Origin of the sequence: Halobacillus sp. Marseille-P3879, from assembly GCF_900240285.1 — a bacterium.
GTDB lineage: Bacteria > Bacillota > Bacilli > Bacillales > Halobacillaceae > Halobacillus_A.
Window position 1 is genome coordinate 289,149 of record NZ_OESS01000002.1, and the last position, 22,140, is coordinate 311,288.

General features: G+C 40.3%; 23 protein-coding genes. 13 read left to right on the forward strand and 10 right to left on the reverse strand.

Annotation, left to right across the window (positions count from 1 at the left end; translation table 11 throughout):
• Window positions 1-40: 40 nt before the first annotated feature.
• From C1A12_RS09240 to C1A12_RS09250, 3 genes are all read left to right on the forward strand, one after another.
• Window positions 41-1,387, forward strand: a complete 1,347-nt coding sequence (locus C1A12_RS09240; RefSeq protein WP_101843589.1) for an NAD(FAD)-utilizing dehydrogenase — start codon at window positions 41-43, stop codon at window positions 1,385-1,387.
• A 76-nt stretch (window positions 1,388-1,463) separates the two neighbouring features.
• On the forward strand, window positions 1,464-2,978 hold the full coding sequence (locus tag C1A12_RS09245; RefSeq protein ID WP_101843590.1) for a BCCT family transporter: 1,515 nt from the start codon (window positions 1,464-1,466) through the stop codon (window positions 2,976-2,978).
• Between the two features lie 241 nt (window positions 2,979-3,219).
• Complete coding sequence (locus C1A12_RS09250; RefSeq protein WP_101843591.1) at window positions 3,220-3,774, forward strand: DUF6241 domain-containing protein; 555 nt, start codon at window positions 3,220-3,222, stop codon at window positions 3,772-3,774.
• Between the two features lie 81 nt (window positions 3,775-3,855).
• Here the strand turns inward: C1A12_RS09250 and C1A12_RS09255 are convergent, their stop codons facing one another.
• Window positions 3,856-4,725 (reverse strand): pirin family protein, encoded by an 870-nt coding sequence (locus C1A12_RS09255; RefSeq protein WP_373420434.1) that lies wholly within the window; start codon window positions 4,723-4,725, stop codon window positions 3,856-3,858.
• The gene (locus C1A12_RS09260; RefSeq protein ID WP_101843593.1) at window positions 4,706-5,167 is read right to left on the reverse strand and encodes a MarR family winged helix-turn-helix transcriptional regulator; all 462 of its coding nucleotides are present in this window, start codon (window positions 5,165-5,167) and stop codon (window positions 4,706-4,708) included. Before C1A12_RS09260 ends, C1A12_RS09255 begins: the two co-directional genes overlap by 20 nt.
• Window positions 5,168-5,457: 290 nt before the next feature.
• Here C1A12_RS09260 and C1A12_RS09265 point away from each other — a divergent pair, with 290 nt between their 5' ends.
• Window positions 5,458-5,922, forward strand: a complete 465-nt coding sequence (locus C1A12_RS09265; RefSeq protein ID WP_101843594.1) for an SRPBCC family protein — start codon at window positions 5,458-5,460, stop codon at window positions 5,920-5,922.
• A 55-nt stretch (window positions 5,923-5,977) separates the two neighbouring features.
• Entirely contained in the window at window positions 5,978-6,634 is a 657-nt protein-coding gene (locus C1A12_RS09270; RefSeq protein ID WP_101843595.1) for a ribonuclease H family protein, read from the forward strand.
• Window positions 6,635-6,796: 162 nt separating this feature from the next.
• Here the strand turns inward: C1A12_RS09270 and C1A12_RS09275 are convergent, their stop codons facing one another.
• Window positions 6,797-7,228, reverse strand: a complete 432-nt coding sequence (locus tag C1A12_RS09275) for a hypothetical protein (protein WP_101843596.1) — start codon at window positions 7,226-7,228, stop codon at window positions 6,797-6,799.
• Between the two features lie 433 nt (window positions 7,229-7,661).
• On the opposite strand from C1A12_RS09275, the gene C1A12_RS09285 reads away from it, so the two are divergent.
• Window positions 7,662-8,876, forward strand: coding sequence for an EAL domain-containing protein (locus C1A12_RS09285; protein WP_101843598.1), 1,215 nt, complete (start codon window positions 7,662-7,664; stop codon window positions 8,874-8,876).
• Window positions 8,877-8,998: 122 nt separating this feature from the next.
• On the opposite strand, the gene betB is transcribed toward C1A12_RS09285, so the two are convergent.
• The 6 genes from betB to C1A12_RS09315 are packed head-to-tail and all read right to left on the reverse strand — an operon-like array spanning window position 8,999 to window position 14,061.
• Window positions 8,999-10,468, reverse strand: coding sequence for a betaine-aldehyde dehydrogenase (betB, locus tag C1A12_RS09290; protein ID WP_101843599.1), 1,470 nt, complete (start codon window positions 10,466-10,468; stop codon window positions 8,999-9,001).
• 12 nt (window positions 10,469-10,480) lie between these two features.
• Window positions 10,481-11,014, reverse strand: a complete 534-nt coding sequence (locus C1A12_RS09295; protein WP_101843600.1) for a chromate transporter — start codon at window positions 11,012-11,014, stop codon at window positions 10,481-10,483.
• Window positions 11,015-11,019: 5 nt separating this feature from the next.
• Window positions 11,020-11,601, reverse strand: coding sequence for a chromate transporter (locus tag C1A12_RS09300; RefSeq protein WP_101843601.1), 582 nt, complete (start codon window positions 11,599-11,601; stop codon window positions 11,020-11,022).
• Window positions 11,602-11,604: 3 nt separating this feature from the next.
• Complete coding sequence (locus tag C1A12_RS09305) at window positions 11,605-12,606, reverse strand: NAD(P)/FAD-dependent oxidoreductase (RefSeq protein ID WP_101843602.1); 1,002 nt, start codon at window positions 12,604-12,606, stop codon at window positions 11,605-11,607.
• A gap of 21 nt (window positions 12,607-12,627) precedes the next feature.
• Entirely contained in the window at window positions 12,628-12,987 is a 360-nt protein-coding gene (locus C1A12_RS09310; protein WP_101843603.1) for a Rieske (2Fe-2S) protein, read from the reverse strand.
• 12 nt (window positions 12,988-12,999) lie between these two features.
• On the reverse strand, window positions 13,000-14,061 hold the full coding sequence (locus tag C1A12_RS09315; protein ID WP_101843604.1) for an amidohydrolase family protein: 1,062 nt from the start codon (window positions 14,059-14,061) through the stop codon (window positions 13,000-13,002).
• A gap of 411 nt (window positions 14,062-14,472) precedes the next feature.
• On the opposite strand from C1A12_RS09315, the gene C1A12_RS09320 reads away from it, so the two are divergent.
• From C1A12_RS09320 to C1A12_RS09350, 7 genes are all read left to right on the forward strand, one after another.
• Complete coding sequence (locus C1A12_RS09320; RefSeq protein ID WP_101843605.1) at window positions 14,473-15,981, forward strand: BCCT family transporter; 1,509 nt, start codon at window positions 14,473-14,475, stop codon at window positions 15,979-15,981.
• A gap of 281 nt (window positions 15,982-16,262) precedes the next feature.
• A complete protein-coding gene (locus C1A12_RS09325; RefSeq protein WP_101843606.1) occupies window positions 16,263-16,751 on the forward strand; it encodes a GNAT family N-acetyltransferase in 489 nt (162 codons plus the stop codon).
• 118 nt (window positions 16,752-16,869) lie between these two features.
• Window positions 16,870-17,517 carry a Type 1 glutamine amidotransferase-like domain-containing protein gene (locus tag C1A12_RS09330; protein ID WP_159462175.1) on the forward strand — a complete coding sequence of 216 codons (648 nt, stop codon included), beginning with the start codon at window positions 16,870-16,872 and terminating at the stop codon, window positions 17,515-17,517.
• Complete coding sequence (locus C1A12_RS09335; RefSeq protein WP_159462176.1) at window positions 17,514-18,059, forward strand: GNAT family N-acetyltransferase; 546 nt, start codon at window positions 17,514-17,516, stop codon at window positions 18,057-18,059. Before C1A12_RS09330 ends, C1A12_RS09335 begins: the two co-directional genes overlap by 4 nt.
• Complete coding sequence (locus tag C1A12_RS09340; RefSeq protein ID WP_101843610.1) at window positions 18,056-18,757, forward strand: SAM-dependent methyltransferase; 702 nt, start codon at window positions 18,056-18,058, stop codon at window positions 18,755-18,757. Before C1A12_RS09335 ends, C1A12_RS09340 begins: the two co-directional genes overlap by 4 nt.
• A gap of 513 nt (window positions 18,758-19,270) precedes the next feature.
• Window positions 19,271-19,474 carry a hypothetical protein gene (locus C1A12_RS09345; protein ID WP_101843611.1) on the forward strand — a complete coding sequence of 68 codons (204 nt, stop codon included), beginning with the start codon at window positions 19,271-19,273 and terminating at the stop codon, window positions 19,472-19,474.
• A 3-nt stretch (window positions 19,475-19,477) separates the two neighbouring features.
• Entirely contained in the window at window positions 19,478-20,302 is an 825-nt protein-coding gene (locus C1A12_RS09350) for an undecaprenyl-diphosphate phosphatase (protein ID WP_101843612.1), read from the forward strand.
• A 108-nt stretch (window positions 20,303-20,410) separates the two neighbouring features.
• On the opposite strand, the gene C1A12_RS09355 is transcribed toward C1A12_RS09350, so the two are convergent.
• A complete protein-coding gene (locus C1A12_RS09355) occupies window positions 20,411-21,982 on the reverse strand; it encodes an alkaline phosphatase (RefSeq protein WP_101843614.1) in 1,572 nt (523 codons plus the stop codon).
• Between the last annotated feature and the right edge of the window lie 158 nt (window positions 21,983-22,140).

Genomic DNA, 22,140 nt, shown 5'->3' on the forward strand with positions numbered 1-22,140 from the left:
AAATCTTCTCGCTTTAAATTTTATAATGCAGGAGAGTTTTATGTATAACATAACGATCATTGGAGCAGGTGTGAGCAGTATTTTTCTCGCTTATTCATTAATGAAAAGTGACGAGGAGATTTCTATTCATATCATTGATAAGGGAAAGAAACTCGAAGAAAGAGTTTGCGGACTTGATGAAGGCAGAAATTGTACTTGTGAAGAAGGCTGTAGTAAATATTTAGGGTTTGCTGGTCTTGGAAAGTCCGAAGGCAAGTTCAATTACACGAATGACTTTGGAGGAGAGCTGGGACGGAAAATTGGCCATGAAGGAACATTGAGGTACATGGAAGAAGTAGATGATATTCTCTGTCGGTTCGGCGGCGGTAAGGCAGAGCCTTATAATACTGAAAATAAATCGCTTGTTGAAAAAGCAGCCCGGCATTCGCTGCAAGTTCTTTCCACCCGGGTTCGTCATTTAGGTACAGAGTTGGCACAGGAAGTCTTTCAAAATATGTATGAAGCAATGAAAAGCACTATCACGTTTACGTTCGAAGCCGATGTGAACTCTATTCAAAATCGCTCAGGGTTTACCATTTATACGAATAAGGGAACCTTCACCAGTGAAAAAATTGTATTTGCGACGGGTACAAGCGGAAGCCAATGGTTAAAACGTCAAAGCCATTCAATAGGTTTATACCCAGGTAAAACACGGCTTGACCTGGGTCTACGCGTAGAAATGAGAGGAAACCAGCTTGATTCAATTCTACGTGATACATTTGAAACGAAACTTATGCTAAAGGGCAGCGATTATACTGCTACTACTTATTGCATGAATCCCAAAGGGCGGATTATCCGCAAGTTTCAAAATGGACTTGTGATGCCTGACGGCCAGAATAAAGGGGAGAAGGATATCCCGGGTCAAAATTTAAATTTTACTTTATTTGTGCCTCAATATTTCGATAGCCATAGTGCTGCAATGAAAGAAGCTGAAACCATAATAGGGAGAATAAATCGTGCCAGAAATCGAATTGTGGTCCAGAGATTAGCTGATTTAACAAGGAAGAAGTTCTCCATTCGTCCGGTTGCCAGTCCAATCTCCCCTTCCCTTCACGCGGAATTTGGCAGCTTACATGAGGAAGTCCCGGAATTGTACACGAGAGCCTTACTTGATTTTTTTGAAGCATTAGAAGGGTTGCTGGAAGAGGAGATTGATCCGGACACTTTACTTTATGGAATCGACGCTAAGTTTTATGAACCAAAATTATATACTAATGAGCAGTTTGAGACGCAAGTTCCAGGTCTTTATCTTGTTGGTGATTGCTCTGGAGAAACTCATTCCTTGTCTCAGGCTGCAGCAAGTGGCCTATATTTAGGGAGCAGCCTGACAAAATCTCAGGATGAATAAATTCAAGGACTCTACAGGATAATAACAAAAAGTCGAGATTCGTTCAGAGACTTATCCTGAGAGGGGTCCTTGTTTTATGTTTAACAAATTCACTTCTGTGTTTAAAGTATCAGCAAGCATTATGCTTGTCCTCGTTGTTATTGGAGTATCCTGGCCAGATGGATTAGAGAGCGCCACGACGACTATCCAGGGTTTCATTTCAGATAAAATGGGCTGGTATTATTTAATCGTTGTCACTTTATTTGTTTTAGTCTGCCTTGTTTTCTTAATTACACCGTTAGGAAAAATAAAGCTTGGGAAGCAGGGGGAAAAACCCGAATTCTCCAGACCTACCTGGATTGCTATGTTATTTAGTGCGGGCATGGGTATCGGTCTTGTATTCTGGGGAACTGCTGAACCAATCAGTCATTATGCCGTTAGTTCTCCAACGGGGGAAACAGGTACTGATCAAGCTGTCAAAGATGCTTTGCGTTACACATTTTTTCACTGGGGTATTCATGCCTGGGCGATATATGGAATTGTTGCCCTTGTTCTGGCCTACTTTAACTTCAGACATGGCAGACCCGGTCTGATTAGTGCCACCTTATCTCCTATCATAGGTAAGAGTGCTGAAGGTTTAACAGGAAAGGTTATAGACGTGCTCGCTGTCATTGCTACTGTGATAGGCGTGGCCACTACTCTTGGATTTGGGGCTGTGCAGATTAATGGAGGACTGGCCTACTTATTTAATATACCCAATAATTTTCTTATGCAATTGACTATCGTTGTCATCGTTACTGTTCTATTTATGATTTCTGCATGGACTGGACTCGGTAGGGGAATTAAGATTTTAAGCAATGCTAATATGGTGTTGGCTGTTCTATTATTTGGCTTAATATTTGTGGTCGGGCCCACGATGTTTATATTAAATATGTATACAAATTCAATAGGCAGTTATTTACAAAATCTGCCTGCGATGAGTTTTCGGATTGCTCCTTTGGATGACAAAATAAGAGATTGGATAAATGAGTGGACTATCTTTTACTGGGCGTGGTGGATTGCATGGTCTCCGTTTGTCGGTGTATTTATAGCCAGAGTCTCCAGAGGACGAAGTATTAGAGAATTTGTCTTCACTGTATTAGTCGTGCCTTCCATTATAGGCTTCTTGTGGTTTGCCACTTTTGGAGGAACGGCAATCTCCCTGGAACATAACGGGATAGAGGATATTTCTTCTTTAGCAACCGAAGAGTCATTATTTGGAGTTTTTTCCAATTTTCCTTTGAGTATGGTTTCATCCATTGTCGCTATAACTCTGATATGTACGTTCTTTATCACTTCTGCTGACTCAGGCACATTTGTATTAGGAATGATGACTACTGGAGGTTCAGAAACGCCAGGCACCACTATTAAGTTAACCTGGGGAGTTTTACTTTCAGCAACAGCATTAGCCCTTTTATACACGGGCGGGCTTCAAGCTCTGCAGAATACTATGATTATTGCTGCTTTACCTTTTTCTATTATCATGCTGTTGATGACGATCAGTTTTATAAAATCTATCTATAAAGAAGGAAAAGAATTAGGTATTAGTAAAATTGAGAAAAATAATAAGTAACATAACAGTTGAATAACAAAACCTTTTCATTCTGAATCGGAAAAAACCTGAAAAGGAAAGGCATACGATCCTCAAGATCTAAAGCAAAGGTTCCGCCAACACTGAGAATTATTCTTAGGTTCCAGCTAAATATTTTTATGAATGCATCCAAATTCCCCAATATTTGGATGCATTTCTATTTACTTGAATTACGTCCTTTCTACCTATAACATAGTACTTAGAGGCTTTAAGGAGGTAAAGTATGTATAAAAGGATTTTTGGAATATTAGCCGGGTTAATTTCAGTACTTATCATAGGTTTTGGAGTTATTATTTTTCTTGATATTATGAAGGACGATACCCCTGCTAATTCTGCCGAAGAGGAAACGAAGAGTAACGAAGAAGAGGAAGTTGAAACTCAGGAAGTGAGTGAGCTTTCAGATGAAAAGTTCGAGAATGGAGAGGGGGAAGATTTAAATCCGTTCGGAGATACTACGGAAGCTGCGGATCTTCGAGATGCCGAATTTCAGGAATACATCCATAAAATGTCGCATCAAAAGGTAGAAGCCGATGATAAATGGGGGTTTTACCGGATTACTGACGAACGAGTTAATTGGTTAATTGCAGCTCTAGATGAAGCAAGCCCATCTCATAAAGATACGTACGAGCGGATCCTGTTGAAATGGCAGAAATCCGATTTTTCAACCGTAGATGAAGATCATAACGAAATGTGGAATCTGCAGGGAGGAAATGTAGGGAAAGCTACAGGAATACTGACGGAATCCGAAGAAAAGCAGTATATGGAAAGTGCAGAGTAACTATTTACTTAAAAAGGTCCCCTTTTATGGCGGACCTTTTTAATTTCCGGAAACTTATAACAAGGAATATCCTGTATGTTATTAGATCGCAGGAGGGCCAAATTTTCCATTGTGAAAATCACGGTAAGCCTGTTTGATTTCTTCCATTGTATTCATAACAAAAGGTCCGTACGGTACAATTTTCTCTCGAATGGGTGCCCCGGAGTATACAAGAAGTTTAGTTTGACGTTTATTCGATCTAATTGCTAGTTCACTTTGTTCTATATCACTGCCTTCCTCGTTATAGGTGAGGGTGGCCGCACTATGTTTCTTTAAGTTAGTGTGACCCGCAATTTCAACGTCGCCGGCTAACACGTATAAGAACGCATTATGGTTTTCAGGTAATTCAAGTGTGTATTCCGCCCCTTTGGCTAATGTGAGTTCACATAACGTGATGGGTACGACTGATTGAAGGGGGCCTTGAACACCGGCAACGTCTCCAGAGAATATTTTTATCGATCCGCCCTCAAAGGATACTGCTGGAGCATCTTCAGAATATACATTCTGGTAGATAGTTTCTGTATCCCTTTTACTCTTTGGTAAATTCACCCACAATTGTAGAGTGTGCGCAATGTCGTCTCCCACTCCATCTTCCGCATGACGGGCAGCCCGGCCGGCATTCATATACTGAACGTCTCCAGGTTCTAAGATATCACGGCCCCCCGCGTTATCAATATGTTCAAGTCTGCCATCCACCACATACGTCACCGTTTGAAAGCCACGGTGAGGGTGATCCGGGAAGGTCCCCTTTTTGAACCAGTCTTCTGCCATAAGTATGAAAGGGTCGAACTCGTCCCAGCGCTCAGCAGGCAGTACCCAGCCTTTCTGAATGGCCGGGAAGCTCATCTCTTCATACTGGACTTCCCATTGGTCTTTGATCTCACGCTGAAACTTACTCGTCATCGTTCTCATCCTTTCCTTCATATTGATTTTCAAGGTTATTAGTCATTTTCGTAAGAAGGGTATCCAGCTGTTTAAGCTCTTCTAATGATATCCCCTCACACACAATTTCATTAAATTTTTCAGCTACCGGCAGCACTTCTTCTTTTAACTTCTTTCCGGAATCAGTTAGATAAAGCTTAAGTGACCGTCGGTCGGTTGCAGAAGAGCTGCGTATTATAAAACCTTTTTTTTCTAGATTGGAAGCCATTCGAGCTATGTTGGTTTTATCTTTATTTAAGCGGGCGGCAAGCTGATTTTGTGATAACCCGTTTTCTTCCCATAGAAGCATCATGATTAAGTTCTGTTCGGGTGCCAGATTATATGGCTTCAGCTGGGATTTAATATATCCAGTAAGCTTTAAATCGGTTTTATGTATCTTGATGCTTATATAGTCCTGAAAGGCCAAATTCATATACATCCCTCTTTTAAAAAATAGTTGCTACACATACTATTTAACTGTGTTAAAGTATAGGCATTCCCTGCTGAATTGTCAATTATTTTGGAAGTCAACTACGTCTGTAATACGATAAAAATAAACCACATACAAAGGGATTTCATGAGAAAAGGCGAAGTTATCTTATATAGAGATAAGTGACCACTGACGTTAAAGGATGGGTATTCATATGCATAACAATTTGCGTATGTTGATCCCCGCAGTAGAAACACAAGAATCGATAACAACAGAAAAAGGAGGAAGGCAAAGTGATTGAGTGGCAGGAGGAAAGAGTAATAGAAACGAATATCGAGAATGTATGGGAACTTTTTTTAGATGAAAATATAAAACGGATTATGCCAAAGGTGGAGGAGCATACTCTGATTGAAAAAAACGAGGAGCAACCTGGGGCAAAACACCGACAAACGTATCGGGAAGGAAAAAGACTTGAAACCTATATTGTTGATACACTGGCATATGAGAATAAGGATGATGAGAAGTATAAAAAAGTAAGCTTTATTATAGGAAAAGCTTTTGAGATCACAGTTTCTTATCATTTAACAAAGCTTGATGAAAGTCGAACAAAATTTATATATGAAGGAACGAATAAAGGGGTAAACTTCATAGGCAGAGCCATGTTGAAGTTTGCGAACAAAAAAGGCAGTCGTGACGTTGTTGAACAATTCATGGATCGGGTAGAACAGGAGGCAGTACAGCAGGGGATCAAGACATAGTTTTAGTCAATACAGGGAAGAATTGTAGTACTATCGATAATGGAGGCAGACTTAAATGCACGTTAGAATTGAACTGGTCTATAAGACACCAAAACGTACAGAAACCAACTTTGTTTCAGATTTAATGCCTGCAGCACAGGCAATCCTATTAGCTGAAGACCTGGAGAAGACAGGAAGGGCAAAGTCAATCACTTTTACAGATGAAACAAACCGCAGCTGGAGATTAAAGGAATTAAGGCAGTACATGAAAGGGATTGAAACAGAGCCTCACAATATAAAAATATACTTTGATGGCGGATTTGATCATGATACGAAGCATTCCGGCTTAGGGTGTGCTGTTTATTATGACCAAAACGGCAAATCATTCCGCTTACGAAAAAATGCACTGATAGATGAACTGCATTCCAATAACGAAGCTGAATATGCTGCTCTTCACTTTGCATTAAAGGAGCTTGTTCTGCTCGGTGTTCATCATCTGCCTGTTATAATTATTGGCGATTCACAGGTAGTCATTAATCAGCTTAACGGAGAATGGCCCTGTTTAGAGGAAGAATTATCAAATTGGGCAGACCGGATTGAAGATAAGTTAAAAGAGATGGGGATACAGCCAGAATATACGCTTGTGTCGCGTAAATTGAATCGTGAAGCCGATAGACTTGCTACTCAGGCTCTCCAGGAAATAGAAATTACGAGTAACAGTGAAATTACTTAAAAAGGAAACTAGCCCGGGTTGAGAAAACCTTAATCTGTCCCAGGTTACGATATTTCCAAAAAATGATCCACCTTTAAACAAGGATACGGTGGCACTTAGTTTATAGGATAAGAGAGTACGAGAGAGCGGTTAAACCAGCCCCCCTCGTCTAAATGGCTGTAATTAATGGTATAGTTTCTCCGTATGAATCTTGCCCAATTTGTTACCTAACTGTACTTTAGACAAATTATCTGCTTTTGATCGTTGGATTTTCGTGACGATAGTTTTAGGAGAGGCATCCATAGTACAGTCCCCTTCATGCTCTTTGGTTTGATAATGGATCTTTTTTTCCTCAGTACGAAACTCTTCATTAATAATAGCATGGGGGCAGCTGCTTGATTCGTAAGCAGCTATAAACAATAATGAAGATTCTTTCCATTTTATAGGGGGGAGAGCTTCTGATAAGTTATAGTGTTCCCACAATTCTTCAAGTTCGTTTTGATTGAACGCTTTATGAGCAACTAAATCCTCTGTCAATAATTCATTAGGAGCGGTTTTTTCTTCATGAATTACCGCCTCGCTTAGTTTTTCACTGCTGCAGCCGACTAGTAACACAATAATGCTGATCCATAGTGCAGGTTTAATCGCTTAATCTCTCCCTTCATTAAAATTCCTTAATTATATTTTAACCTGAAGATCGTAAGAGAATACTTCTATAATTAATAGAGAAGGAGGGATCTCTTTGAAAGGTCTGGACGTAAAGTTAGCAGAATATTTATTAACGTTTTTCTTCTTTGTATTTTACTGGAGAATTTGTCAATTTATCTTTAATCGCTTTGTTCCTCTTTCTCCCGGTACACAAATATTTTCTTTAACTCTTACTTTTCTTCTAATCCCGGTTTCAATGATTTCCACAGCTGTTCTGGCACGAATATTGAGGAAATCTGCATAAAATTATATGACATTCGCAGGAGTACGGATATATAATTAAGATATTCGTATAGTAGATTTCTGCTTTTTAATATACGAAATAGAGGAGGGAAGAGGTATGGATCCATTAGATATCGTTAGTCATTTACATAAAATAAAACCTGTTTATCAGCCTGTAATAAGCGCAATTAAACATGATGTTATCGGCTATGAAGTACTGGGACGCTTTAAGCATATGGAAGAGTGGAAAAGTCTTGGAGAATTTTTTCATGATGGCGATGTCCCGGAGGAATTTAAAGTTGAAGTGGATCAGCATCTGCTGCAGCTGGCTATTTCAGATATGCTTGCTGACAATAAAGAAGGCTACCTCTTTATCAATCGTAACGCCAAACAACTTATGATTAATGATGGCGAGGATTTACTTGAGACTTTGCTGCTCTATAAACAAAAAGGGTTTGAAATGGACCGAATTGTGATAGAAGTGACGGAACATGATTTTGATGAGGAGTTTGAAGAGCTTAATCATTTGCTTCTTTACTATAAGACGTTCGGCATTCAAGTGGCGATTGATCATGTGGGTGCTAAAAGTTCGAATATTGATCGTATTCGTCAGCTTGAGCCTCACATTTTAAAGATCGATACGAAATCTATACGCAGGCACAATTCAGAGGGGTTTCAAGATATTATGTATTCCTTGTCTATGCTGGCACAGAGAATTGGTGCAGCATTGCTCTTTGAAAATATTGAAGATAATTTTCAACTCCATTTTGCCTGGAAACATGGAGGGCGGTACTATCAAGGGTTTTATTTAGCTAAGCCCGACTTCGATCTTCTATCAAAAACAGACCTTTCCATTAACCTTACGAACAAGGTAGCCAGTTATATTCAAAGGGAAAAGTCTTTAATTGAGCAGCGTCTTGAACTCGTTTCCGCCTGGGAAAATAAAGTGAAGGAGATTCTCTCGAAGTGGGAAGGCCCCAAAAAAGTAGATTTGTTTATAGATTGGGTAACAAGCCAATTTGATAATGAAAGCTTTAGAATGTTTGTGTGCAATAGTGACGGCCAGCAAATCTCTTCCAACTTCAGGAAGCACGAGAAATTATGGGAGCTCGAGCCGCACAAAAAAGGGTCCAACTGGGCATTCCGACCTTATTTCTTAGAAAATGTGATGCAAATGAAAACGGCCGGGAGAGGCATATTGTCGGATATTTATTCTGACATAGAGACAAAAGATATGATTCGGACTTTTAGTTTTCCCTTGACGGACCAACACTTTTTATTTATTGATCTTAAATATTCTTATATGTACAACCATGAGTGTCTGCTCATTTAAAAACATTAATGATAAGCAGGCTGTTTTCACTTGCATTAATTTGAAAGGCAGATAGTGGAAGCATAAGTCTGTTCAGGTAAACCAAAGGTTCAGCCGGAATTGCGGGCTGAACCTTTGTCTATTTAGAACCAGTGAAGCGGAGACGGGTTTGTGTTTTCATAGATATGTTTTACTTCCGTATATTCTTCCAGTCCTTGTTTCCCAAGTTCTCTCCCAATTCCAGAAGATTTATATCCTCCCCAGGGAGCCTGGGCGAAGTAAGGATGGAAGTCATTTATCCAAACAGTACCCATGCGTAGTTCGCCTGCTACTCGTTCAGCTTTTCTTATATTTGTTGTCCATACTGCCCCGGCAAGGCCGTAGATTGTATCATTGGCTAATGTAACGGCTTGTTCTTCTGTATCGAACCTTTCAATCGTCAATATAGGACCAAATGTTTCTTCCTGAACGATGCGCATAGAAGAATCACATTCGGTAAAAATGGTAGGTTCAAAGAAAAAACCTGCTTGTAATTCCTCAGCCTCAGGACGCTTCCCTCCTGTCATAAGACTGGCTCCTTCTTTAATTCCGATAGCTACATAGTTTTCTACTTTTTTAAGGTGGTCGTTTGAAATGAGCGGACCTGATTGAGTCGTGTCGTCGAAACCGCTGCCGAGCTTGATTTGCTTCGTTCGTTTCACGAGTTCTTCAACAAACCGGTCATGAATAGCATCGTGGACGAGCAGCCGTGCTCCAGCTGAACAGACTTGCCCGGCATGGAAGAACACAGCATTAAGTGCCTGGTCTAAGGCTGTATCAAAATCTGCATCTTCAAATACGATGTTTGGATTTTTGCCGCCAAGCTCCAGGGCAACCTTTTTAAAATTGCTTGAAGCAGCGGTCATTATTTTGCGGCCGGTTTCAATTCCACCGGTAAATGATATTAAGTCCACCTCATGGCTTTCAGCAAGGAGCTGTCCTGTTTTTGCCCCCGATCCTAACACTAAGTTAACTACACCCTTAGGTACACCAGCTTCTTCGATAAGCTCGGTCACTTTTATAGTTGTGAGCGGCGTAATTTCGCTCGGCTTGATGATCATTGTGTTCCCTGCAGCTAAAGCAGGTGCTATTTTCCAGGAAGCTTGTAACAGAGGATAATTCCATGGTGTAATCTGCCCGCAGACTCCCACAGGTTCTCTAACCACCTTGCTCCTGGAATCAGGGATGGGGGAAGCAATAACTTCTCCACCATCTTTGTCAGCGAGTCCTCCATAATAACGAAAAACTTCTGCAATATCGTTCATATCATCAATACTTTCAGTAAGGGTTTTACCTGAATCCAGTGTTTCCAGTTCAGCCAGTTCTTGCACATCGCGTTCGATAAGCTCGGCAATTTTTAATACAAGCTTTCCACGTGTAGAAGCCGGGATGTTACGCCATTCTCCCTCATCAAAGGCTTCTCTTGCTGCCTGTATGGCAGAGACTGTATCCGTTTCGTCCCCTTCAGGAACTTGCGCGATAGTCTCCTGATTAAATGGATTAATGATTGTGCGGGTATTTCCAGAAGCTGCTTCAACCCACTCACCATTAATATACATCTTTTCAATTCTCATTACGCTTACCTCCTAAAAATGATAGATGAGTATGCCTGCTATTCCCGATAAGGTGACTACCCAAACAGGCGATACTTTCTTATAAAGCAGGATGAATGCAGCCGCCATAATGATCAGCTGGGAATACTCAACTGAAAGCGAGAATAGTCCGTTCTGCCTCCCCATTCGGATTCCAGCGAATAAAATTAAAGCAGTGATCACAGGATGGATGCCATACATTCCAGAACTTAGTAGACTCGTATTCTGATACCGGGCTATTACTTTAATGAGCAGGAATACAATTATGAGGGAGGGTAGTAAAGTACTGACTCCTGCTATGACGGCCCCTCCAATACCAGAGGTTTGGTAACCTATAAATAAAGCTGAATTCGTTGCGATTGGTCCTGGAGCCGAGCCTGCGACTGCAACGATATCAGCAAACTGCTCAGGAGTAAGCCACTCATGTTTTTCGACGGCACGATCCATAAGCGGTATCATCGCATAGCCGCCCCCGAAACCAAATAATCCTATTTTAAAAAACTCGATGAAAAGTAGAATGGACTGCATATAAACTATCTCCTTTTACAACGATAAGTATAGGAGATCCATCCGATTAAGATGCCCCCGGCAATTAAAAATAGTGGGGAGGTGTCTAGGACGGCGAGTAAACCAATTGCAGATATAAACACCAACACGGTCAATCGATCTTGAAGAGCAATTCTTCCTATTTTAAAAGCAGCGAAGAAAATCAGCCCTACAATAGCGGGTCTAATTCCTTTAAATGCCTCCTGAATAATCGCCAGGTCATGGTAAGTTAGAAACAAGTATGTTAACAAGGTTACGATTAAGGCAGAAGGAAAGAGTAAACCCAGCATTGAAGCTACCGCACCGCTTAACCCTCTTAAACTAAAACCGATATATATCGCGGCATTGATTGCAATTGATCCCGGGGTGGATTGAGCAATTGTAACAATGCGGGGGATATCGTCTTTGACAAACCAGTTTTTCTTTTCCACCATAACTGACTCAATATGAGGAATTATGGCCAAGCCGCCGCCAAATGTAAGCGGACTGATTTTTATAAACGTAACAAAAAGTTCAAATAGAAAACTAAATGAATAATAATATTCTTTTTCCTGTGGATAAACGTTCAAAAGTTATTCTCCACCCAGTACTCTTGTACTGTGGGGCGGCTGCACCCTCGTTTCAGGATCAATGTAATGCTTAGCCTGACTGATTGCAGTTGGCGCTTCACCAAAACCGGTAGCTATTAGTTTGACTTTACCTGGATAAGTGGTAATATCACCAGCTGCATAAATCCCTGAAATGTTGGTTTCCATCTGCTGGTTTACGACAATGGAATTCTTCTCGAGCTCTAATCCCCATTCCTTAATGGCTCCAAGACTTGATAGAAACCCGTGGTTAACAATCAGTGAATCGACTTCGATGTTTTCTGAAACCTCTCCCTTCGGCTCTTTTAACACGACCGAATGAAGCGAGTCTTCCGTACCGATCAGATCTTCAATCGCCATAGGGGTTTTAATTTGCACGTTTGTTTCTTTTAATTGGTTTATACTGTGCTCATGGGCGCGGAATTGATTTCTCCGATGTACAAGAGTGGTTTCTGCTGCAATGTCAGATAGCATTAACGCCCAATCGACTGCAGAATCTCCTCCTCCTGAAATACACACTCTTTTTCCTTTATGAGCCTGCAGGTCGGTTACCGAATAGAATAGGTTTTTACCTTCATATTTAGATGCCGTCTCATGCTTCAGGCGTCTCGGCTGAAAGGCTCCCGCACCACTTGTTATTAATATCGTCTTCGCATAATGGACGGTTTCGGTTGTGGTTACTTTAAATAGGTGGTCGTCCAGCTTTTCTACGTCTTGAACATTCTCCTCAAGGCAGATCTCCGGATTAAATTGGCGGGCCTGTTCTTCTAATTGCTGGACTAAGTCTTTTGCCCGCACTTTTGGCCATCCGGCTACGTCATAAATATATTTTTCAGGATACAAGGCCATCAACTGACCCCCGGTTTGCGGCAGACTGTCTATAACCTTCACAGACATTTCACGCATACCGCCATAAAAGGCAGCAAATAACCCGGTTGGTCCTCCGCCGATAATAATGACATCAGATACGTTTTCTGTATGATTCATCTTTTTCACCTTCTTCATCGATTATTTATAAACAATAACGTTTTCTTCTTCAATTCTTACGTTAAAGCTCGGAATTTTTTTATTAGGATTGGCGAGCATTCTACCTTCATTTTTTATATCGAATTCTCTTCCGTGCCAGGGACACCGGATAATTTCTCCTTTATGACAGTAATCATAATCGCCTGGCTTACTTGAAGAGGTCGTTGCACCGCAGACCATGCCTTTATCAAGAGGGGCGCCCTGGTGTATGCATTGATTCATAAATGCATAGAATTCGCCGTCAGGAGTGCGGCATATTAATACATTTTGTTTTCCGAAATTTGATTTCATCATTCCACCTGGTTCTATATCCGAAGTTTTGCATACGATTTGTTCTCTCATAGCTGCTCCTCCTTAATCATTTGGTAATTTAGGATAAAAATTCTTCGCGTTATCTGAAAAAATCTTTTGCTTTAATTCTGCTTCCATATTTGGTAAAGCTCTGTGTGGAGAGTCATAGTCCCAGTGCGGGTAATCTGTAGAAAAACAGAGCATTTCGTCTGTCCCCATTTGTTCGAGAAGCGACATGAATTCTTTTTTAGTCAGCTCTTCGGCTGGTTGAGTAGTAAATCGTACCTGTTCTCTCATAATCTGGCTTGGTTTTCTTTTCAGCCACGGTACTTCGTGACGCAAATCACGGTATTGCTGATCCATCTTCCACATGAGGTGGGGAATAAAGGTAAACCCGCCTTCGATCATCATAAGCCCAAGGTTTGGGAATTTCTCAAATACTCCATTAAACATCATATTAGTAATCTGTTTCATATGAGCAGTCGGTATTAAAGTGTGCCATTCAATAAAATAACTAGGCCATTTTCCGTAATAAACCGGTGGTTCATTGTGGTGCATGCCGATCATCAAATTATGTTTTTCAGCTGCTTCAAAAATCGGGTGGTAGTAAGGTTGACCCCACATAATGTCATCAATGGGGAGGAGAACCTGCACCATTTTTGGATGAGGACCTACTCTTTCAATCTCTCTAACCGCTGCTTCAGGATCCTGAGCTGCAATGTGCACGGAACCATATAAGCGCTCATCCATCTCTAACCAATTTTCAATTTGCCAGTCGTTATAGGCTGTGGCTAAAGCACCTGCCATTTCATGCCAGCCGTGCATGGAAGAAGGGGAAGGATCAAGAGCACTGGTTAAAATCCCGTACTCATGACCTATCTCATCTAACAGCTGCTCCTGCATAAAAGAAAGATCTGAGCCTGCCGGGCGGCCATCTGGAAGTTTAGCATCTGCACGATCGACCCCTGCCACTGAGGGCTGAGTGTAGGGCATATGTTTTTCCTGGATCCAATGGCAGTTCTCAATGTAATGTCGAAACGGTTCTTCCAGTCTGTCCAGAATGTCTGTGTACTGTACGCGTTCATGAATGTCCGTATCGACAAGTGGGATTTTTTTGTTCGTCATAATTAATGCCTCCTCGAGTTGATGTCGCGAATAACTTAAATCATAGCAGGCTCTTTTTTTCTTCTCCAAATCTGCTGAGTACCACTCAGTGGCATTCAGATCGTTCAGTGAACGTCAGTGAAGCTCAGTGACGTTCAGTGATAACTTTTCATTTTGTATAAAAAGTTTTTTGTTTTATTGATTTTTTTGTCTAAATAGGGGTAAATATTGAAGAAACCTTGAAGAGAGGGGGCTTTTGGCATAGTGGAATAAAAGATAAACATGTCGAAAAATGCGGCATTTTCTCATATTTTAGACTAAGAGCGTTTGCAATAAGGCTGATTCGTATGTAATATATGAAACTGTTATTGCGTTCCATCCATTTAACATTGTTTTTTCTTGGAAATTTATTATTACATAAGAGGTGAATCTATGAAGAAAGTAACGTACGTTTTTTGGTATGGTCTTGCTGTTTGTGTGTTGTTTGTATTGTGGGGAGTAGTAGCACCCGAGAATTTAAAAAATGTCACGGCGGAAGCAACTTCTTTCATTTCTACTAGATTTGGCTGGTATTATTTGTTGATTATCATGATCATGCTGGTATTCTGCATATATTTAATTTTTTCGCGTTTTAACAAAATTAAACTTGGCAGGGAAAATGATACTCCCGAATTTAGTTTACCTGCGTGGTTTGCCATGCTGTTTAGTGCAGGCATGGGAATGGGTTTAGTTTTCTGGACAACTGCAGAACCTATTTCTCATGCTTTCTTAAGCAGTCCCCGTGCGGAAGCAGGAAGCGATCAAGCGATTAAAGAGTCGCTTCAGTTCTCGTTTTTCCACTGGGGAATTCATGCGTGGGCAGTATACGCACTTGTCGCATTAGTTCTCGCCTATTTTAAGTTTCACCGAGGATATCCTGGATTGGTAAGTGCTACACTTGTGCCGATTTTTGGCAAGAAACGGATGGAAGGTTTTGCTGGAAAGCTCGTTGACACTTTAGCCGTTGTCGCCACAGTAGTGGGGGTGGCAGCTACTTTAGGTTTTGGTACGGCACAAATAAATGAAGGGCTTGGTTTCCTGTTTAATACACCCAACAATTATTGGGTACAGCTGCTTATTTTAGTTATTGCCACAGGATTGTTTATATTCTCCGCATGGTCGGGAGTAAGCCGCGGTATTAAATATTTGAGTAATATTAATATGATTCTTGGATTTCTTCTGATGATCCTTTTACTCATTGTCGGGCCGACTTTGTATATTCTGAATATGTTTACTGATTCACTTGGAGGTTATATTACAAACTTTTTTAATATGAGTTTTCGTATCGCTCCATTAGATGAAGAAGGACGTACATGGATTGACAGTTGGACTATCTTTTATTGGGCATGGTGGATATCCTGGTCTCCATTTGTCGGTATTTTTATTGCACGTATTTCAAGAGGTCGTACAATCAAAGAATTCATGATGGGCGTCCTATTCGTGCCTTCTTTAGTATGTTTTATCTTTTTTGCTGTCTTCGGGGTTTCTGCTTTAGATCTCGAACAGCAGGGAGTTGCAACTATTTCAGACTTCCCGATGGAGACGGCCACATTCGCTATGCTTGAGCAATACCCGCTTGGGATGCTTATGTCATTCGTTACGATTGTCGTAATTGCGGTATTCTTTATTACATCTGCAGATTCGGCTACTTTCGTACTGGGTATGCTGTCAACGTCTGGTTCACTCAATCCTTCAGGAATGGTGAAAATTGTCTGGGGCTTAAGTCTTTCAGCTATGGCAGCCATCATTGTTTACTTTGGAGGAACCCAGGGATTGCAAAATGTTTTAATTATAGCTGCTTTCCCATTCTCTGTAGTTGTCTTATTAATGGGGTACTCATTCTTTAAATCAGCCAATCAGGAAATATCAGCGGAGAAAAAGAAACGAAGAAAGCAGGTTTAAAAAAATCAACCAGTCATTCGGCTGGTTGATTTTTTTGGTGAAAAAGCAGATTGGGTTTTTATGTTAAAATGATTACAGGACGTTCCTTCTTTATTGGGTCTCTCCCTGCTAATAAACCTTGAAATTATTGTACTGGGATAATAATTAGGGGAAGGGGTGACTGACCTTAAGAAGTTATTATATTATCAATAGCCAGGACTAACCGCGAAAAATTTAAAAAATTCCGTAACTATTGTAACCGTTGTCTTTTTTTATTTAAATCTAGAGAGAGGAGGGGGAGCGTGGTTATAGTTCAGGAAGTAAAACCCGAGGAAGAATTCATTTTACATAATCTAATGCAGTTTTACTCTTATGAGTTTAGTAAGTTTATACCAGCGATTCAGCTGGAAGAAGACGGGACCTATAAATGGTTTAACCTGGATAAGTACTGGGAGAATGATCACTTTCACGCTTATTTTATTAAACTCTATGATGAGCTGATCGGTTTTGCTTTAATTGAAGCTCAATCTGAAGAGCAGCCGAATACTATTGAAGAGTTCTTTATCGTGGCTAAGTACCATGGACAGGGCTTTGGCAAAACAGCAGCTGTTCAATTATTTAACAGATTTCCCGGGGTATGGACGGTCTATCAGATGGAGAAGAACAAACCATCACAGGCTTTCTGGAAGAAGCTGATTGACCGTCTGACTGATGGTTATTTCGTTCAAAGGATAGAACAAGGGAAGCATGTTCAGGAATTTCATACGAACTCCTTTAAAAAAGTTAAATAGAGGAAGGAGCTTGCACAAATTTTACAAAATGCAGAGTTGATTGAAAAAGGTAAAATAAAAACTCAAGAAGGCTGGAAAAACCAAATTGGTTTACCCTCTTATGCAAGAGAGGTCAACGATGAATAATTGTGGAACTATCTTCCTTTGTGGAGGAGGTAAAGCGGAACAAACTGAAGTGATCCATCAACACTTAGCAGCAAACATAAAGAAAGAGAAACCAGTATTGTATATCCCGCTTGCTGGTAATCCTAAATCCCGGCCCTACGAGGAATGCTGGGAATATGCGTATCAACTTCTTAGAAGAGCCGGTATTGAAAAGACAACGATGTGGACGGACATAAGGAATAGAAGCTTACAAGACTTACAACAGTTTTCTGCTGTATATTTTAGCGGTGGTGATTCTTTAGATTTACTGAAAAAGGTGGAGGAAGCACGATTTGCAAAAGTGTTGAGGTCTTATTTTTATAACGGGGGTATACTTTATGGTCAAAGTGCTGGAGCGATCATATTCGGAAGCTGGATTAGCAGATTAGAAGATCACTATAGTGGTATTAATCTCATAAAGCATATGGAGATTCATTGCCACTATAGACAGGAAGAAGATCCGTTTCTATTTAGACGTGTAAATAGAAACGGTTTTCCTGTACTTGCGATTCCTGAAGGTACCGCTGTGACCTTGCATGGTAATAGATGGAGTGTGGTAGGAGAGCGAACAGCATATGTCTTTAACCTATGTGGAGAAAAAGAGCGGGTCACGAGGAAATGAGCAAATTTAAAATTCGAATAGCGGTAGTAAATGATGCGGAAGGCATAGCCAAGGTAAGTACGAGCAGCTGGAAGACAACTTATAAGGAAATTCTGCCTCAATCCTTTCTTGATTCTCTAAATTCCGAAACAAAAATTGAGAAATGGCGGAGCATTTTAGAAGAGGATAACGAAGTCAGCTTTATTTACGTAGCTGTTAACAAAGCTGAAGAAATTGTGGGGTTTTGTCATTTCGGGAAGGAACGAACCGGGAATTATCCTTATGAGGGAGAATTGTATGCTCTTTATCTTTATAAAGAGGTCCAGGGACAGGGAATAGGCAAAGGTTTAGTTGAATTCTCAGCTGATAAACTAAATAAATCAGGGATCCGTAACTTAATGGTGTGGGTGCTCAAGGATAATCCTTCGTGGAAATTTTATCAACATCTTGGTGCCCGCTTAATAGATAAAAAGCAAATTGCCGTAGCAGGGGAATCCTTCATTGAAGCAGCCTATGCATGGGAAAGTACAGAATCTTTATTAATACGAGGTGAAGATGGATGAATAATGAGAAAGTCAAGCTGGATTTGGAAAAAATTATTTTTATAGGCAGAACCTATGAAGAATATTTGAGCATGTTTGCTTTATCAGAAAACGCACTTAAGAATAAAAGAATTCTCGACTGTCCTGCTGGTGCATGTTCCTTTACTGCAGTGGGAAGACAGAGGGGGCTTGATATTTCAGCAGCTGATATTGCGTACTGCCATTCTGCAGATCAACTTAAAAATAAAGGAATGAAAGATTTTAATCATGCAATGGAGAATATAGACAAAGCCAGGGAGAATTATGTATGGACTTATTTTAGCGGGGTTGAGAATTTACGAGAACATAGGATGAGGGCACTGGAGGAGTCTGTTAAGGATATGAACCGGGCTAAAGAAAACTACATACCAGTTACTCTGCCTGAACTGCCGTTTAAAGACCAAGAGTTTGATATTGTTTTATCTGCACACTTTCTATTTATGTATGCAGATCGGATGAGTGAAGATTTTCATTTGGCTGCGATTGAAGAGATGATCCGAGTCTCAAAAGAAGAAGTGCGTATTTTTCCCACGGTTGATTTAGAAGGAAAACGTTATGAAAATATGGATAGGTTAATCGCATATTTAACAGAAGAAGGTTACATGACACGAGAAGAAGATGTCCCTTATGAATTTCAAAGCAGCGCCAATAGAATGTTAATCATTAAAAAAACTGTATAGGGTAATAATTTGTATGAATCCCCACGGAAGAAATTCCTTTAAATAGGTCTTCCTCTCTATCCCTGAAATGAAAACATTAGGGTATATTAAAAATATCAAGGAATGACCACCTTATATATAACTATCTGGAATGGGCGGATAAGAAATGAAGAGAAAGAACGTTTTACTTATTCTATTACTATTGTTCGCTTTGTTTCCTTTTTCCAGGCTTTCCATATGTAGAGCACTTGTACAATATAACACAAGGTTCACTTCGACTGTTAATGATTCTTTTGCGGCAGTTACAGTGTTTTCTCAATCTACGCCTCTATTATGTAAGCACAAAGACATTCTATTTCTCCCTATAAAAGTGAATCAACAGTTATTCTTTATAAAGAACTATTTTTCTTTTTCCATTAAACCAAGTTCCTTCTATGCTGTTTATTACAAAAGTTCGCCTTGTGTGTTTCCATAATTCCCGGTTTAGTTTCTCAAAAAATTGAAGGAGGATTATGAAAAATAAGGAGAACGATTATGAAAAATAAATGGAATAGGGCCAGCAAACAAGACATAGAATGGATGGGACTTGCTGCTCTCTTAATGAGTGTATTCTTCGGGACAATCCTGCTTACCGGCACCTTGTCTGGAGTGAAATGGATGGAAGTTCTCCCTGACTTCTCGCGGAGCTTTGTCAACGTTGAGGTGTTTCGGGATCTAATTAATTTCCGGGAAGGTTAATTTATGGAGATTATTGCTTTTTTAAAAGTGATCGTTTTAGGAATGGTTGAAGGGCTGACTGAGTTTGCGCCGATCTCCTCAACAGGACATATGATTCTGGTAGATGATTTATGGCTTCATTCCGGGGAATTCCTTACAGAATATGTAGCCAACACATTTAAAATCGTTGTGCAATTAGGTTCAATATGTGCCGTGGTTTTTGTATTTAAAAAAAGGTTTCAAGAATTACTTAGTACCTTTATGAATTCGCATTCTAAACAGGTTAAAGGCTTAAAGGTCAGTCACATTGCAATAGGATTGTTACCAGCAGTTATACTCGGTTTTAGTTTTGAGAATTTTATCGATACCTACTTGTTTTCTGTGTCTACGGTAGTGATCGGTCTTATTCTCGGATCATTATTAATGGTAGCTGCAGACAGATGGCGTTTAAAAGCACCTGTTACTTTAACGGTAGATGATATTACCTATCGTCAGGCCTTTACAGTAGGGTTAATTCAGTGTTTTTCCTTGTGGCCTGGTTTTTCAAGATCTGGGGCCACGATCTCAGGGGGGGTTTTACTGGGTATGAGCTATCGCTCTGCAGCCGACTTTACGTTTATAATGGCTGTTCCTATTATGCTAGGGGCCAGCGGACTTTCCTTAGTTAAGAACTGGTCATATTTTAGTATGGAAGCCCTTCCCTTTTTCATAGCAGGATTTATAACAGCTTTCCTATTTGCTTTATTCTCGATACGTTTCTTCCTTAAAGTGATAGAGAAAGTAAAGCTTATGCCTTTTGCGGTTTACCGGCTTGTATTAGCAGCGGCTGTTTATTTTATTTACTTTTAATTAGTTAGAATTGGGTAGGGGAATGGAAACTACTCTAAATTAAGCTTTACGTAAATTCCTCAGAAAATAAAGAAGAAGCAGCCGGGATTTCAGGCTGCTTCTTCTTTATTAATTTAACTCTTCCTTTAATTGCTCAAGCATTGTAATGTTTTGAGGAGCTGTTCCTTTATAATTTTTTACGTTGTAGCTGGCTGCAACTTTACCTCTGAAAGAAAAACCTGCAGGGTATCCTTTAGATTTCAAATAATCTACTACACTCCACTCATTCCAGCCATTCGCAGGTGTTGCGTAGTTTTTATTGTTTTTGTTTTTCCATGTCATTTGCTTGTCTTTGTTATCCTTTTCGTTGTTCTCTGAGTGGTTTCCCAATTCCACCCCCATAGCGGAAGCCATTTTTTTAGGAATGTCCGTATTGTTGACGAGTCCGCTAAAGTCATTTGAGGCAGGGCCGTACGCATAAATCGGTACGTCCACTCCAGTGTGCACAGAGCTCGTCCAGCCTACAAGTGCGTGGTCGCTGACTGCATTATTTATAGCTTCATTCGGTTTTTCTGAGGAACGGATTGTTTCTATTTCTTCTTCAGATAACTCAACACTTGTATATTCTTCTACTACTTGAGCAACGTTTGAACGATCTTTATTTAATTGTTCAGCCATGTGGTCCCCTGTAGCACTGACACCCTGGATTACATCCTGCTTGACGTCATATTCTCCATTTGATCCTACAGTCATTCCGCCTGTTTCATGATCCCCCGCAATAACGACCAGAGTTTCTTTATCCTCCTTTGCGTATTCTATGGCTTCTTCTACTGCTTTCTCAAAGGCTGCAGTATCATTCATAGCCCATGCTGCATCATGAGCGTGCCCCGCCCAATCAATCTGGCTTCCTTCTACCATTAGGAAAAAGCCGTCTTCATCCTGAGAAAGTGAGTCTATGGCTGTAGAGGTCATATCTGATAAGCTTGGTTCTTCCGTTTCGCTGCGTTCTAATTCAGGACTAAGTGCTTCATCCGCAAAGAGCCCTAATATTCTATCTTTCTTCTTCAGATCCATAAGCTCATCTTTCGTTTCTGCAAAAGCATATCCATCTTCTTCCGCTTGTTGTATTAAGTTCTCAGCCTGCTGGCCACCTTCAGATTCAGGTAAAAACATTTCCTTGCCGCCGCCTAACAGGATGTCCACATCATTTTCAAGCAGCTGAGGAGCAATCCCTGCTTCGTTATCGCGATCCTCAACATGAGAAGCAAATACAGCAGGTGTGGCATGGGTGATCGTTGAGGTGGCTACTAGACCTGATGATTTTCCGGCATTTTCTGAAGCATTAAGTATACTATCTAGTTTTTCTCCGTCGGGCGTTACACCCACCATACCGTTGTTTGTTTTACTTCCGGTTGCCATAGCAGTTCCGGCGGCCGCAGAGTCTGTTACTTCAGTATCTTCTGAGTATGTTTTCATCATCCCTTTCAAATAAGGGTCAAATGAAGAATCCTCCCCTTTAAACCATCGATAATTCGTGGCGTAACCTGCAGAGTAACCATCTGGAATCATGTAGATAACATTTTTTACGTTTTCATTTCCGGAATTCGATTCCTCTGCATAAACAGAGCCTTTATCTCCCAAACTGGCACCTGAAAATAAAATGGTTGAGCTTACTAGTAATGCTGCGGATTTTTTCAACAAATTGATTCCTCCCTTTCTACTAAAAGCTTGTACATCCGCAATATTAATGAACGATTATTAATAGAACTAAAATTTTATGTAAATCTATTGAAAATATAGAAAAACAAGTATTTATGCCTAGTTCATTAGAAGGGTATAAGATTACTTGTTTAGCTGGA